The sequence below is a fragment of the Mannheimia granulomatis genome, assembly GCF_011455695.1.
GTDB lineage: Bacteria > Pseudomonadota > Gammaproteobacteria > Enterobacterales > Pasteurellaceae > Mannheimia > Mannheimia granulomatis_A.
In genome coordinates, this window is the sequence record NZ_CP015030.1 from 991,096 (window position 1) to 1,006,557 (window position 15,462).

Here is a 15,462-nt window from a genome sequence, read left to right on the forward strand (position 1 = left end):
TAATTGCCTAAAAACACAAAACCTTTGAAAGCATCGACTTTCAAAGGTTTTTTAGAACAAATTTAGTACTTATATTAGCTTTTAACACGTTGCTCTAAAATCACATTAAGCGTTTTTTGTTTTTGCTTCAATGCAGTTTCAGGCTCCGCTTTTACCAGTAATGTATAAATTAAATCGAGCACAAAAAGTTGCGACATTTTAGTCCCGATAGAGTCACCTTGCATATGCCCTTGTCGATTGCCGTTGATGAGAACATAATTTGCCTCCTCCGTCACCGGGGAGCGTAAATTATGGGTAATAGCTACTGTGGTCGCTTTATTTGCCCGAGAAAAACGAAGCGATTTTACAATCTCTTCCGAGTAACCGGAATGGCTAATTCCAATGACTAAGTCTCCCTCTTTTACCAACGCCGCTTGCATATACATAAAGTGATTATTAGTAACCGCATCAGTTTGTAAACCAATACGCATTAATTTGTGTTTAGCGTCTTCTGCAGTTATGCCTGATGAGCCTACACCAAATAAAAATATACGTTTTGCTTGGCGTAATTCTTGTACAACTTTTTCCAATACATCAAAATCCAGCAAATTAATGGTCTCACCAATAGCACTATCTAAACTTATCTTTAATTTATCTGCAATATCTCGTGCGGTATCAGTTTCTGAAACATCCGTATCCAGCAAAACGCGGTTATCTTGATTTTGAGTCGCTAATTCAATCGCTAACTCTAATTTAAAATCGGTATAACCTTTAAAACCCAAAGTACGACAAAAACGGATAAAAGTTGCCTCACCAACATCTAACTGCTTGGCAACATCCGACAATGAACATTGATTAAGTAATTCCGGCTGCGACAAAATGGCTGCTGCTATTTTCTTTTCGGTTTTAGTCAGACTATTTTGAAGCGAGCTGATCGTATTTAGAATTTTTCCTCGAGCAGACATGGCTGACTCCTATAGCAATTCAGCTGGAACTTTCACCACTAATTTCTTCAATGTTTTGTTACCATTTACTGAATTACCTGGTTTATGTGGCTCATAAGGAAGAAAAATCGCAAACATATTCGGTTTTAGAATGACCTCATTTTTATCATCAATAGCATCAGTTAATTGGTAGTCATCTTCATCACGATATTCATCATATTTTGTTAAATCCGGTTGGCTTAAACCATATTCAATCATCTCTTCACCTTCAATTAATAATTGAATATCGACAAATTTACGATGCATTTCTGCTTTTTTACCTTCTGCAGGACTGGTTTCAAATGACATTACATTCATTCTAATCCCATCTTCAAGATCTTGCCAGCCTAGTTCTAATGTAGATAAGTCTAATGCTTTTAGTTTTGTACAAAGACGAGCAAATACAGGTGGAAGAGATTTTGCATAATCCTCTCTTGATAAATCAGCTAATAACATATAAGGCTCCTTAAATTATTTATCTATCCTAAGCACTCCATAAGATCATTCATATATGAAGATATGCTCCAATAAAAGTAGAATAATTTGTAAAGCGAAGAATCTCAATAGGGAAAATGAAAAAATGCGAACTAGATCAAATTTTTATTTGCAAACTCTTAGCAAATAATTGATAAAATCTTACCGCTTGTAGGGAAATGTACATAAAGGAGGCACTTTACCTCCTTATATGTTAAGAAATGGTTAAACTTAATTCTGTCAGTGATAGTATTTTTTGCTCATCCTCCAAATCGGCTAAAACTAACGGATTATGGTTTAAAAAGTGTTGATTAAATTGTAAGTGCCAGTGATTATTTTCAATAGTGAGCGTCAATTTTTCAGGTTCCACTGTCGCCTGTCTTGAGCGATTGAGTAACACTGCCAAGCGGAATACCCGAACCAACGTTAATACATCTCGACATTGATAGCGATTAATACTGCGAATGTCGGAGCGTTTAAAATTTTTCAAATGAAAACGCATTAATACAGAGAGAAGTGTTTGTTGCTCAAAATCAAAACCTGGTAAATCTCGGTTGGAAATTAAATAGGCAGAATGACGATGTACATTGTTATGATTAACTACAATGCCGATTTCATGCAATAAACTTGCCCATTTCAACATAGAACGTAGATCTTGAACTTGGCGGCGGTTTCGCCAATTTTTTATTTGATCAAATAAAATTAAGGCCGTATGTTCAACTCGGCTGGCTTGCAGCTGATCTAAATCGAATTGCTCTACTAACGCCTGTGCTGTACATTGTCTGATATCTCCTACTTGGAAGCTTTTTTCCAACCCATACATTACCCCTTCCCGCAATGCTCCGTTTGAATAACGCAACACCTCAATTCTAAATGTATGAAATAATGCCAGTAAAATCGCAAGTCCCGGCACTAATACATCAGCTCGCTCCTCTAATAATCCCCGCATTTTAATTTCATTTAGCGATTTAAATTCCAAGCAAATATCAATCAGTTTTTGCAAACGTTGCTCGGTGATAAGACCATCTCTATAGCCATTTGCTATAAGTACTTGATGAACGGTTTTAATCGTGCCGGAAGAGCCTAATGCGTGTTCCCAGCCTAATTCTTGATATTCCCACATCAAATCTTCAATTTTTTCCATCGCTAACTGGTAAGCACTATCAAAGCGTTCAATCGTTAACTCACCATTAGGAAAAAAACGTTTTGCAAAACTGACACAGCCCATATGGCGGCTTTCTGCCCGAATCGGGGTAAAATTATCGCCAATAGTGATTTCTGTTGAGCCTCCGCCGATATCAACTACCAATTTACGGCCTTTTTCCGGCTGGGTATGGCTCACACCTGAATAAATTAACCTTGCTTCTTCTTGACCTGAAATAATCGAAATAGAATAGGGAAAAACCTCTTTTGCCTGATCTAAAAAGTCTTGCTTATTGATTGCTCGACGTAACGTATAGGTGCCTACAACTTTAACATTTTCCTCAGAAAAGCCTTGTAGGCGTTTGGCAAATAAAGCTAAACAGGCCACACCCCGCTCAATCGCTTCTTGGCTTAGCACTAAATTCTCATCCAGCCCGTCAGCCAAACGAACACGGCGTTTAATACGTGAAAGGACTTGAATAGAGCCATTCACAATACGGGCAACAATCATATGAAAGCTATTCGACCCTAAATCAATCGCAGCAAATTCACGAGGAGCAATATTTTGAGATGACATATATAAAATCCTGTACTAACCATAATAGTCAAAGATATTACCATTTTTAAAGCAGCTATATCACTAGTCATACTATAAAAATTTGACTTTATTTAGACATAATAGTCTTAAATCATAAAATTTAGCAAAATTTTTTGACGAATTGTTGGAAAAAGACTAGGATTCACTTACTAAAATCTAAATTAAACCTAACTAAGAGGAAGTTCTATGTCTGAAGTAAATAAATCATTCCAAGATATGCTTGATTATGTGCATCTTTATCGCCTAAAAAATAAATTACACCGTGAAACAGCGGATAACGATCGCAAAATTCGTGATAACCAAAAACGCGTATTACTACTTGATAATCTCACACAATATATTACAGATGAAATGTCTATTAATGATGTACGTGCAATTATTTCGAATATGCGTGATGATTATGAAAACCGTGTTGATGATTACATGATTCGCAATGCAGAACTTTCGAAACAGCGTCGCGAAATCCGCCAAAAAATGGCATCGCATAAACAATCACCTACCAATAAAAAATCATAAATATACAAGCGGTTAATTTCCTGCAAAATTTTGCAAAAATTAACCGCTTACTTTTTTAGTTTAAGTATTTAATTTTTCATTCAAAAAACCAAATATTCATTGACAAAATCCTAATAAAAAGGTATTTCTATACAAGTTTTTCAAGCATTGAAAAATAGTAATGGGCTTACCATTGCGGGAGAGGTGCAACACTCAGGCAACTTAATTTGAGGCAACTAGGGCCGTTTGAAAATTATGTGATGGGAGTGATTGCCGAGGTGTGAATTCACTAGACTGGAATTAACATCGGCTGAGCAGGTTGAATCCTATCAGCTGTCATTTAATATTTGATATTAAATGGAGTGCTCTGATTAATAGGTTCTCAAATCAAACCGTATAATCTACTCAAATTTCCTTTCCGAATATCCCCTAATACAACATTTATCTATTTTGTTTTAAGGAAATTTTTATTATGTCTAATCTTTCTGTGGCTAAATTTGGTGGTACTAGCGTTGCAAATTTTGATGCAATGACTTCATCGGCAAATATTGTGATTGCAGATAACAACACCCGCGTTGTTGTACTTTCTGCCTCTGCCGGGGTAACAAATTATTTAGTTGAACTTGCAAACGGTTGTGAAAAAGCACATCGCGATGAAGTCATTGCAGCAGTTCGTCAAATTCAATACAACATCATCGAAAAATTACAATCTCAAGATGCTGTTCGCGCTGAAATTGATGAATTATTGGAGCATATTGAAGCATTAGCCGAATCAGCAAGCCTCGCAACCTCTGCAGCGTTAAGCGATGAATTAATTAGCCACGGGGAAATGATGTCCACTAAGATTTTCACGCAATTATTAATTGAACGTGGACACCCTGCCGTATGGGTAGATGTACGTGATGTTGTCGCAACAAACAGCCATTACGGAAAAGCCGCACCTAATGACGAAAAAACCCAACAACAATCTGATAATGTAATTAAGCCACTTATTCAATCAGGTAAAATCGTGATTACCCAAGGCTTTATCGGTCGTGATGATGAAGGTAAAACGACTACTCTTGGCCGCGGTGGTTCTGACTACTCTGCTGCATTGCTGGCTGAAGTGTTAGGAGCTAATGATGTATTAATTTGGACTGATGTTCCGGGTATTTACACTACAGATCCTCGTGTTGTACCAAATGCACAACGTATTGATACTATGGCATTTAATGAGGCTGCTGAAATGGCAACTTTTGGGGCAAAAGTATTACATCCGGCGACCTTATTACCGGCAGTTCGCAGTAATATCCCGGTTTATGTAGGTTCAAGTAAAGCGCCTGAACAAGGAGGAACTTGGGTGACACGTGATCCTCAGCCTCGTCCGACTTTCCGTGCAATTGCGTTACGTCGTAACCAGATTTTATTAACGCTCTCAAGCCTTTCCATGCTACATGCTCAAGGCTTCTTAGCCAATGTGTTTGCAATTTTAGCAAAACATAAAATTTCAGTAGATGTGATTACTACTTCAGAGGTAAGTGTTGCATTAACATTAGATAAAACAGGGTCTGCTTCATCAGGTGCAGATATGCTCTCTCCTGAGTTATTAGATGAGTTAAACAATTGTTGCAATGTTCAAGTAGAAACCGACCTTGCATTAGTAGCCATTATTGGTAATAACTTACATACACAATCCGGGGTTGCAAAACGTTTATTCCAAACAATTGAAAACCATAATATTCGTTTAATTAGCTATGGTGCAAGCTCGAATAACGTTTGTACTTTAGTGAAAAACGAAGAAGCAGATGAAGTAGTTCGCTCACTTCATAAAGCTTTATTTGAGTAATTAATACTTAATTACCCGCTCTTACAAAAACGGTCAAGTTTATTCAACTTGACCGTTTTTATTATCTTACAGAATAAATAGATACTACTTCTGCCCAAACCCTTTCAACCCAACCACATGCACATACTCTTGGTTATTGGTAATTTTACGCACCAATTTATAAGTTGTACCACGCTCCGGGCTGATATTTTCAGGAGCGGCAATTAATAACTGCATGTCCAAACGCTCACATAATTCAAATAGCGTATTAATTGACGTTGCATCTAAACGAGCAGCTTCATCTAAGAAGAGTAAGCGTGCCGGAAGAATATCTTTAGCACGCATACGACGAGCTTCCTCTTCCCAACTTTGAACCACCATCAAGAGAATTGACATACCCGTACCAATTGCTTCACCGGTTGATAATGCGCTACTTTCTGCCCGCATCCAACCATCTGCACCACGGAAGGTTTCCACTTCTAAATCTAAATAGTTACGATAATCTAACAGTTCTTCACCAATGGTTTGAGGTGTACGCTGCCCCATTTCAATATGAGGATTCACACGTTTATACAACATTGCTAACGCTTCCGAGAAGCTTAGTTTTTGGCTGTCAAATAGATCCTTATGTTCTTCACGATTATTGGATAATGCATTGAGTAAAATCGCATGAGTATCGCGAATATTCACCACTAAACGCACCCCTTTTACCTGACCAAAGGCAATATTTTGCAAACCTTGATTGAGTTGCAAAATACGGTGCTGCTCACGTTGAATGGTTTTGCGTAAAATATTTGCCACACTCTCTGCACTAATTGCCAATTTTTTCTCACGACCTGTCAGCTCATTGGTTAAACGAGATAATTCAATTTCCATTTGCTCAATTGCATCAATAGGATCATCAGTTTTGATAATATCTTGACGAATACGCTCACGCAGATGTTGATAAACTGCAATAAAGAATGCCACTTTATTTTCCGGCTTACGGCTGTCTTCTGAAGCACGCAGGCTGTCACGCAAGTATTCATTATCCGCCACCGCAGTACGCAATGCACCTAATGCTTTATCGGAAATAGAACGTAGCTCTTCCGCTGATTGATAAGCCAATTCACGACGATTTAAACGTTTTTCTACATCACTGTTGCGAGATAAACGTTGCACAATACACCAACTGGCTTTTGCTTGTACTACCAATTCACGTTGAGCATGATAATCACGCTCTGCTTTGCGTAATGTGCGGTTAAGATTGTCCATTTCTGCTTCAATCACCGCAATTTGCTTATCCAAATAGCCTTTGCGAGAACGTTGTTGGCTTAAACGCTGTTGTAATTCATCACGGCGGAATCTTGCGCGCTCTTCTGCTCCACTATCACCGCGCACGCCTAAATCGTCAATTTCACGAATTAACTCTTGCAACATTTGGTTTTTCGCTTCATAAGAGCTACGTAAACCGGTTAACACTTGGTTATATTGCGTAAGTTGAGCTTGAGCCTGACGTTGTTGTTCACGGGCTTGCTCACGTTCACGTTGCGCATTTTCTAAACGTTGGCGTAGTTGCTCAGTTAATGCTGAACCTTCAACCCCTACCGTTTCTTCATAACTAAAATGTAGGCGACGGTTCATCACATCAGCAAGGCTAAATACTTTTTGCTGCAACACTTTTTGTTCTGCCACAATACGGCTGTAATCCGCTTCCAACTGCTCAAATAAAGCCGGATCACTTTTTAATGCTGCTGCAATTGGCTCTAACTGGCTTAACGTCGCTCCAAACTGACGGATAAACATTTCGTCTTCTTCAGCTAATTCCAATTGTTCACGGCACTCTTGTGCACGTTCGGCTAATGTTTCGTCTGCTAATAGGTTCGCAAGCGGTAGAATTTTATTTAAAATTTGCAACTGGGCTTTAACGCTCTCTAATTGATGACGTAATTGCTGCTCATTACCACTGGATTGAGCCAATTCACGTTCAATTTCCGCTCGCTCGGCTGCAATTTCTTGCATTAAAGTTTCCGGATTTTCTTGGAATGCTAAATTAAGATGCGTACCTACAAACTGACTTAAATGTTGGTGTAAACGTTGGCATTTCTGTACATCAAACGCACGTTCAGCATGCTTTTCAGCAATTTCATCACGTTCAGCTTTTAAGGTTTCTAAATGTTTTTCGCGGGCAGCACGACCAAATAGCGGTACATCCGGGAATTTCGAGTAACGCCATTGACGATCAGAAACTTTCACCACCACACCTTCGCTTAACTCTTCGGCACTGAATACCGCATCGTCAAAGGCAGATGGATCACCTTCTATCAAATAGAGATCACTTGGGCAATCATCCAATTTCTCAAGCTGTGCCTTAGTTGCTTCTAAATCACGTACTACGATAGCGTGGCGAGCCTCTCCATATAAGGCAGAGAAATATGGTGCATCTTCAATGGATACATCATCATATAATTCTGATAGCAATACACCACCAAAACGCTCTGCCAAGTGATTTAGACGGGCATCTTCCGAGCCGTCCGGTTGGCTTAATCGAGTAATTTTCTCATCAAGTAACTGCTCCTTGCGAGCTAATTCATCACGAGCAAGAGTAGCTTCACGTTCTTTACTCAACATCGTTTGCATAAACTGCATAACTGACTGACCGGCTTCAAACTTCTCACCGCATTGCTCTTCCAAACGGGCTAATGCAGACTGTGCTGTATGCCAAGCAGGAGCATTTTTCGCTAGTTGTTGATATTGTTGATTAAGCTGTTCACGTTGTTGACGCTGGGTAGAACGCTGCTCAACAAAATCTGATAATTCTGCCTCTAAATCTTCTAGTCGTGCTTGTTGCTCATCAAAATAGTCTTCTAAGGCTTCTGATGAATTTAGCTGTTGCTGCGATTTTTGGTTAAATTCTGCAAGCAAGCGCTGCGCATTTTGCTGTTGCTGCAAGCGCTGTTCTAAATCGTTTAATTTTTGGCGTAAGCTAATTGCTTGCTGTGCCTGCATTTTTTGCTCGGGGAAAGCAGATAATAATGCTCGAGCCTCTTCCCAAGCTTGCAAGCGGTCAATTTCACCGGAAATTTTGCAAACTAATTCAAAAGCTTTCTCAAACTGGGTTTTCGCCATATCCGATACGCTTAAGCGTTGCTCAAGCTCAAACACTTTATCCGTTAAATCCTCTGCTTGAGCTTCAAATTCAGCGTGGTAATCTTCGATATTATTTAAATCTAAATTTACCAAGCCAGTTAATTGCTTCGCTTTTTCTAACGCATTCACCGCCTGCTGATATTGTAATGCTCGGGTTTGCTGAGCATCTAAAGCTTGTTGATAATCCGCCATTTGAGAACGTAATGCTTCTACGTGTTCATCTGCTTCATCTGCACGAGATTGTGCATTTTCCGCCATCTCAGCGATTTCTTCTAACGCTTCTTGTTGCTCTTCAAGCTTGATATTCAGCTCTTCCACTTCATCTTGATAGCGTTCGATTTTTTCTTGATGGCGTAAGGCGTTCATTACTAAATTTAGATGATCGTTCGCACTATTATAGTCTGCTTCTAATGCCTGTTCCGCCTCATTAAGATCAGCACTTTCGCGGCTAAATTCCACAAAGCGTTGTTGCTCTACCAAAATTTTCGATTTTGCCGCATACCACTCTTTACGTTGTTCTAATGCTTGCAGAACATTGCCTCGACGTTCATTCGCATTGCGCATATAGTCTGCAGATACATAATTAGTAGACTCGGTAATCAAACGTTTGAACATATCGCGATCAGATTGAGTAACTTTAATCGCTTCTAATGTCATTCGGTTTTCACGTAAAGCAGATTCCATATCTTGGAATGCTTGGCGAACGCCTGTATTTTCCGGCAATAAGTAATCACGCAATGATTTGGTGATCACACTAGAAATACCACCATAAAGTGAGGCTTCGATTAATTTATAGAATTTGCTGCGATCAGCCGCTGAACGTAAGCGTTTTGGGATCACGCCTAAGTCAAACATAAAGCTGTGGTAGTCAGTAATTGAGTGATATTGTTTGAAGTGTACTTCACTACCCTCGAATTTATCTTTAAGCTCATTAAGTGGAAGTACTCGAGCTTTGTTACCCACTTGTTCAGTTAAAAGCCCGATAATAGTTTGATCTAGCGGAATATTTTGTACCGAGAATGAACGGATATCCACTTTCTTATCGCGACCAACAATTTGTTGCAAACGCACACCGGTAATAATACGCTGACCACGAGAATTGAGAGACTCTAACACGGCATAACAAACACCGGCTTTTAATTTACCGTATAAACCTTTATCACGAGAGCCAGCAGTCGAACCGGCCTCTGTCGTATTACGGAAATTCAGTAAGGTTAAATCAGGAATCAATGCGGTCACAAAACCCGCCATAGTAGTCGATTTACCCGCACCATTACCACCTGAAAGGGTTGTAACCAGTTCATCTAAATCAAAAGTACGAGCAAAAAAACCATTCCAATTAATTAGAGTTAAAGATTGGAACTTACCGCGTTTTAAACCTTCGTGACGAGGCATGACTGGCGCAAGAACGGTTGTTTGTTCAATTGCATTTTGTTCTAATAATTCAATATTTTCCATTATTTATTATTCCTCATCAGCCACTTCTGTATCATCTAACTCATTTGCAAGATTTTCATCTAATTCAACCGCTTGTTCGGCTAGAAGTGACGGTGTAGTTGCTTCACCATCACGAATCAAACGCAATTGTGCTTCTCGTGGATCGTCCCCTGTCCTCACATCCGCACCAAAACGGAATACTGATTCTGAAATCACAAATTTTTTACTATTTTGCTCACCTACACGGGTAATAATACCGATACGTGCGAGACGACGTAACGCACCACCAACTTTTTCTGATAACTTAGCGCGATCTAAATCAGAACCTGTCGAGCGTGGATTTACCGCTTTTAACAATTTGCTTTCATCCGCGAGGCTCAGCAATTCTTCATACACATCATCTTGGCTAAAAATACCTTGTTGCGCCAAACGCTCCGGGCTTAAGTAGAGATAACATAATACCTTTCCAACCAACATTTCCATTTCAGACATCGCCGAACGGTTAATCAAAGTGGAAGCTTTAGGGCGTAAGTAGAAAAAGCCCTCAGGTGCGCGAATTAATTCTACATGATAACGGCGGTAAAACTCTTCTAATTCCGTTTGAAAATCCATCAGAAAAGCGTGTTCATCAAGGGATTCTATACTAATATGGCGACCGGCACGTAGTTGGCTGTCAAGCTGTGGGAAAATTGAATTAGCAATCGCCAACGCCAATTTTGGGGAAATCATCTCTTGGATATTATCTGTCATGTTATATCTCTCTTAATTTGCAAAACTTTTATAAAAAACAACCGCTTGTTACTTATTATATTGGTCAATCACATTAGCTTGCACTTCCGCACCCTGATCGTTAATCGACTGCCATTGTGGATAAACAGCCTGACTGTCTTGGCTTGCCATACCGAGTTTAACTGCTTGGTCAACAATAATCCTAGCCACATCAAAATGACGAGATTCCGGGAATCGAGCAAGTTGCTCCCGTAAAATTACACCTAAATCTATCGGCTTACCTTCTGCTCGGAATGGTGCTAAATGAGCTTGCATTGCCGATACAATTTGTTCTTGCACATCAGAAAGGGATTCATATTCCAATTCACTTGGCAGCTCTCCGACCGACTCAGCTTCATTCAGCATGGCTTCATCATCACGCAAATCCAACAAAGCGTCTGCTTTTGCGGTATAAAGTAACCAAGGGGAATTGTAGTAATCTTGAATAGATTGACGCAAACGCTGCCCGAACACTCGATTTTTATCCATATCAATGGCTGTACGAATAAATTTATGTACGTGGCGATCATAGCCGATCCAAAGATCGATTGCTTGCTGCCCCCAACTGATAATTCGGTCAAGCTTATTTTGTAAATTGACAATAAGCTGGTCAATAAAATCCAAATCATCCCGTGCAATTAAGCAACTTTGAATACGCAATAATTGAGCCTGTAGCTTATCGCCTGCTGCATTTAGGGTATCTTGCAACTCTCTCAAATTGCCTGAAGTTTCATCTAATAACTGCTCACAACTCATAATCGCTTCGTGCCAATTTTGACTAAGTAGCTCAGCAATTCGCTCACGAATTTGGTGCTGGTTTTCATCCATAATACGTTGTGAAAGATCGATACTATCAAAAATTTCTGCTACCGAATATTTTAGTGGTGCAAATACATTATTTCGCCAAAACCGTTCATCTTTTGACGCTTCTGTACCCTCTTCAGCAGCAACAGAAGCTCGCTGAATTTCATCTGCCACAATAGAGAGCTGAATTGAAAGGCGAAGCGTTGAAAATTCGCGCTGACGAACATAGTAGTTTGAAATCCCGACACCCAAAGGCGTTACCCGATAAATTGCCAAACCTTCTGTAAATTCACTACTAAAACGATTTAACAAACGTTGTCTAACTAAGTCATTAATCGCATTATTGGCACGCTGCGTAAAAGTCGCATCTGATTGCTCAAACGAATTTGAAACATAGCGAAAAAGATCGATTAGATCACTTTCTAACAGTTCACCATCTGTCTGTTCTTGATTATAAATAGAGATAGCAAGTAAAAAAGCTAAGCGGTCAGAAGAAAGTGAAAGAGAAAATTCACGATCTTTCGTCCACGAAATGAGTTCTGGAATAGTCTGTGCCAATTCGTTTTGCATACGGGCTCAATCTTTGATTTAGTATAAAATAGAAAAATAGTCTTTATTGTAACTGAACGAGAGGAAAATGGGAATGGAAGGATAAAATACAAACAGTAATTTTTATAAACTACCCTAACTATTTATAACTCTTTCTCAATAATTTCATACTTATCTTCATAATAGACAAGCGGTTATATTTTCTCAATTTTTTGCAAATCACTAATTTTCTGTACCAGCCCTGCTAAGCTCTCCGCCTGCATTTTTTCCATCACGCTTGCGCGGTGTACTTCCACTATGCGCACCGACACAGCAAGCTGATCATCCATCTGCTTGTTGGTGATGCTTTGCTAATCTAGAGCACTAAATTCCGCTCTTTTCTGGTAAGTTTAGCGTAATTTTTAATACACTTATTGACCGTCCAGCAGCGACACACGAATATTGAGCAACACCGCACCGAGTTGGGGCAAATCGCCTGCTCAATAAATTCCACTCTGTTTTACCAGGTTCAATCGGACAATTGGCTCTGCCAAAAGTGCATCCAAAATTTAGGCGGCAAGGACATTCGGCTTCACCGCCTCAAGCTGATTTTCTGCAAATAAAAACAAAGTCTTATCCACAGGAAAGCCGGAAAATCGCACCTCAAAATCCCGGTTTTGACGCATTCCTTGCCGATGAAATTCGTAGTAACCGAGCAGAAAACCGCCGAGCGCATCGTTATCCACCGCACTCAGGGTTTTACCTTTCAGAACGGTCAAGTATTGATAAGGACTGTTGAGCGTCGCCAGCCAACGAACATTCTGCCGATTTAAATAGAAAAATTAGGCTTGGTTAGTTAGCAAAAAATCCAACTCCGCCCGACTGTTCGCCTCACCCAATCCCAACGGCACAAGCTCAAACTGCTCACTCGAAAACTGCCCGTTCAACCAATGCACCCAAGGTTGCCAATGGGTACGAGTATAGGCTTCCCCACGTTGGGCGAGAATGCCGATTTGGTAGGTTTCTGCCCAAACGGTGTGGGAGAGGAATAAGATGAATAAAAGTAGGCGTTTCATTTTTTACCTTTTTGAACATAGCTATGCCAACACAAACGAGCAGATTTCACGGGAAATTGCAAAACTTAGGTTATCATTAATGATTAGTTACAATGAATAAATACATTAGTCTATTTTATTCAAAATTCACTATCATCGAATTTTTTATTGACTTCTCTCTAGCCTCCTTATAAAATTCGCTCGTTGTGAATTTTCTGAATGTCATCAGTAAAATATATATGATTCTTTTGAATCGGGAGAAATCCTAACAATCAGCGGGCAAAAGCATTCAAATGTCTAGAGCATAAAGTGCAATAGCTGTAATGCAGCTGGCCAATGACTTAGCCAGCTGCTCAATATTAGGGGTTGAGAGTACCAAAGCAGACTTGTTATTGCGATGACACTGCCAAGTTTAAAACATGGTGTTTTAAAGGGATGCAGGAATAACAGGAGTGTATTTATGAAAAATAATACTTCACACAACCTTTGGTATTCGTTAATCAAGGAAAGAAATCGCAGAAATTCATCTAAGCAAAAGGATAAAGAAAAGCGAAAATCTTTAGTTAAAAAATTACTATCAGTGCTTGAATGCATAACAAAAATTGCTAATGTCATTGATAAATTAATTGATTTCCTAAATCAACTAAAGAAATCTTTTTTATGATTTGAAAACCCCTAACTTTTGAGAATTATATTATGTTACCTAAAGCATTAAAATTGATTAGACAATTCAACTCTATCAAGCAAAAAGATATGGCAATAAAATTGGGCATATCACCTTCACACTTATCAGAAATAGAATCAGGTAAAAATTCAATATCTATAGAATTATTAAATAAATATTCTTATATCTTTGATATAAAGACATCTCAAATATTGTTGTTTTCTGAACAACTAGAAAATGAAAAAGCATTTAGTCAGTCCGTAAGAACTTTTGTTGCAGATAAAATACTGAAAATTATGGAGTGGAAAATTGAACAAGATAAGAAAAAAATCTCTAAAAATCCCTATTAAACAGAATAAAGAATATGAATTAAATCAAAGCCCATTCTTTAAATTAGTATCTCTTAAGAGACTTCTGTCTATATTAAGAGTATCTGAAGATGAATTAAAGGATATTTTAGACAATCCTGCTAGTTATTATTCTATTAGAGTAGAGAATAATAGAGAGATCCAGTCACCAAAGAAAACTAAGTCTTTATACCGAATACATAATAGAATTGCACATCATTTAAGAGCTATTATTACTCCTTGCTATCTTTTTTCTGATAAAGTAGGTTGTAGTATATATGATAATGCTAGTGTTCATATCGGCTGTAAGATGCTACTAAATGTAGACATTTCTAAATTCTTTCCATCGACTAATAGAAATAAAATATATTCCTTTTTCAAAAAGGATATGGAATGTTCACCTCAAATATCTGAAATACTGTCCTATGTTTGTTCTATAAATGGCCATATTCCAACAGGAAGCCAGCTAAGTATGAGGTTAGCTTATTTAGTAAATAAGAAGTTATTTGATCATCTATTTCATTTCGCAGAATCTAAATCTCTAAAAATGAGCGTTTGGGTTGATGATATTTCCTTTTCAGGAGAGAAAATTAACTCTAATTTTCTTAATTCGGTTGAAAAAATTATCGAAAGACACGGATTTAATATCAGCAAACATAAAACCAAGCTAAAACACTCTACAGAAAGTAAATCAATCACTGGGATTTTTATTAGTGGTGAGAAAATGGAAGCAAGTAATGAAAGTTATCAGAAACGTAGAGTGCTTTTAGAAAAATGGAAAGAATCTATAAAAAATAAAGAAATTCCTATTAAAGAATTAGAAAAATTGAAAGACTCTTTACTAGGTTTGCTAAATTATCTTAATCATTTTGAGAATTCATCAAAAAAGTATATTTTCCAGATAGAAAAGGATTTTATAGAATATTTAAAAAGAGTCTCATAGTCCTTAATTGTGATATTAAAATTGTGAAGGTACTCAAACCCCTTCACAAATTATGTATGCATATCTAACAAAATCCTCCCCCTTGACCCAAATCAAACTTCCCCTTGATATGTGGAAAACCACAATCCCCTCCCAATCAGCCCGTTTTTACAATGACCGCATTGAATTTAGCTTTGCTTGTGGGGAATAAAATGAATCACAAACGGCGGAATTTATTAAAAGGTAGCCTAGCACTCGGTGGTGCGGCGGCGTTTGGGGCTGGGTATACGCCGAAGGTGTCGGAGATTGCCAAAGGGGTGATGCACGGCACA

General features: G+C 38.5%; 14 protein-coding genes, 1 pseudogene and 1 riboswitch. Of the genes and pseudogenes, 6 read left to right on the top strand and 9 right to left on the bottom strand.

The window, feature by feature from the left end; translation table 11 throughout:
* Nucleotides 1–74 precede the first annotated feature (74 nt).
* From A4G16_RS04800 to ppx, 3 genes are all read right to left on the bottom strand, one after another.
* Complete coding sequence (locus A4G16_RS04800) at nt 75–944, bottom strand: MurR/RpiR family transcriptional regulator (RefSeq protein ID WP_027074506.1); 870 nt, start codon at nt 942–944, stop codon at nt 75–77.
* Nucleotides 945–953: 9 nt separating this feature from the next.
* Complete coding sequence (gene nanQ, locus A4G16_RS04805; RefSeq protein WP_165888926.1) at nt 954–1,418, bottom strand: N-acetylneuraminate anomerase; 465 nt, start codon at nt 1,416–1,418, stop codon at nt 954–956.
* A gap of 232 nt (nt 1,419–1,650) precedes the next feature.
* Complete coding sequence (gene ppx / locus A4G16_RS04810) at nt 1,651–3,156, bottom strand: exopolyphosphatase (RefSeq protein WP_165888927.1); 1,506 nt, start codon at nt 3,154–3,156, stop codon at nt 1,651–1,653.
* Between the two features lie 207 nt (nt 3,157–3,363).
* On the opposite strand from ppx, the gene A4G16_RS04815 reads away from it, so the two are divergent.
* Together A4G16_RS04815 and lysC are read left to right on the top strand one after the other, a co-directional pair.
* The gene (locus A4G16_RS04815; RefSeq protein WP_027074503.1) at nt 3,364–3,693 is read left to right on the top strand and encodes a DUF496 family protein; all 330 of its coding nucleotides are present in this window, start codon (nt 3,364–3,366) and stop codon (nt 3,691–3,693) included.
* 170 nt (nt 3,694–3,863) lie between these two features.
* Nucleotides 3,864–4,047: riboswitch (Lysine riboswitch) on the top strand.
* A gap of 97 nt (nt 4,048–4,144) precedes the next feature.
* Entirely contained in the window at nt 4,145–5,497 is a 1,353-nt protein-coding gene (gene lysC, locus A4G16_RS04820; RefSeq protein ID WP_165888928.1) for a lysine-sensitive aspartokinase 3, read from the top strand.
* An 84-nt stretch (nt 5,498–5,581) separates the two neighbouring features.
* Here lysC and mukB read toward each other — a convergent pair whose 3' ends face one another.
* The 6 genes from mukB to A4G16_RS10975 all read right to left on the bottom strand — a co-directional run bounded on the left by mukB (nt 5,582) and on the right by A4G16_RS10975 (nt 13,218).
* On the bottom strand, nt 5,582–10,000 hold the full coding sequence (mukB, locus tag A4G16_RS04825) for a chromosome partition protein MukB (protein ID WP_237052408.1): 4,419 nt from the start codon (nt 9,998–10,000) through the stop codon (nt 5,582–5,584).
* 69 nt (nt 10,001–10,069) lie between these two features.
* The gene (mukE, locus tag A4G16_RS04830) at nt 10,070–10,792 is read right to left on the bottom strand and encodes a chromosome partition protein MukE (protein WP_165888930.1); all 723 of its coding nucleotides are present in this window, start codon (nt 10,790–10,792) and stop codon (nt 10,070–10,072) included.
* 48 nt (nt 10,793–10,840) lie between these two features.
* Nucleotides 10,841–12,184: a chromosome partition protein MukF gene (mukF, locus tag A4G16_RS04835; RefSeq protein WP_165888931.1), complete on the bottom strand. Its 1,344-nt coding sequence runs from the start codon at nt 12,182–12,184 to the stop codon at nt 10,841–10,843.
* 173 nt (nt 12,185–12,357) lie between these two features.
* Nucleotides 12,358–12,492, bottom strand: coding sequence for a LuxR C-terminal-related transcriptional regulator (locus A4G16_RS10965; protein WP_237052394.1), 135 nt, complete (start codon nt 12,490–12,492; stop codon nt 12,358–12,360).
* Between the two features lie 219 nt (nt 12,493–12,711).
* The gene (locus tag A4G16_RS10970) at nt 12,712–12,951 is read right to left on the bottom strand and encodes a phosphate/phosphite/phosphonate ABC transporter substrate-binding protein (RefSeq protein WP_257793005.1); all 240 of its coding nucleotides are present in this window, start codon (nt 12,949–12,951) and stop codon (nt 12,712–12,714) included.
* Nucleotides 12,952–12,984: 33 nt separating this feature from the next.
* The gene (locus A4G16_RS10975) at nt 12,985–13,218 is read right to left on the bottom strand and encodes a hypothetical protein (RefSeq protein ID WP_237052396.1); all 234 of its coding nucleotides are present in this window, start codon (nt 13,216–13,218) and stop codon (nt 12,985–12,987) included.
* A gap of 439 nt (nt 13,219–13,657) precedes the next feature.
* Here A4G16_RS10975 and A4G16_RS04850 point away from each other — a divergent pair, with 439 nt between their 5' ends.
* The 4 genes and pseudogenes from A4G16_RS04850 to A4G16_RS04865 all read left to right on the top strand — a co-directional run.
* Complete coding sequence (locus A4G16_RS04850) at nt 13,658–13,861, top strand: hypothetical protein (RefSeq protein WP_165888932.1); 204 nt, start codon at nt 13,658–13,660, stop codon at nt 13,859–13,861.
* A gap of 32 nt (nt 13,862–13,893) precedes the next feature.
* Nucleotides 13,894–14,211, top strand: a complete 318-nt coding sequence (locus A4G16_RS04855; RefSeq protein ID WP_165888933.1) for a helix-turn-helix domain-containing protein — start codon at nt 13,894–13,896, stop codon at nt 14,209–14,211.
* The gene (locus tag A4G16_RS04860) at nt 14,171–15,151 is read left to right on the top strand and encodes a reverse transcriptase family protein (RefSeq protein WP_165888934.1); all 981 of its coding nucleotides are present in this window, start codon (nt 14,171–14,173) and stop codon (nt 15,149–15,151) included. The genes A4G16_RS04855 and A4G16_RS04860 overlap by 41 nt, the downstream gene beginning before the upstream one ends.
* Nucleotides 15,152–15,342: 191 nt before the next feature.
* Nucleotides 15,343–15,462 (top strand): annotated as a pseudogene (locus A4G16_RS04865) (twin-arginine translocation signal domain-containing protein); the annotation flags it as partial.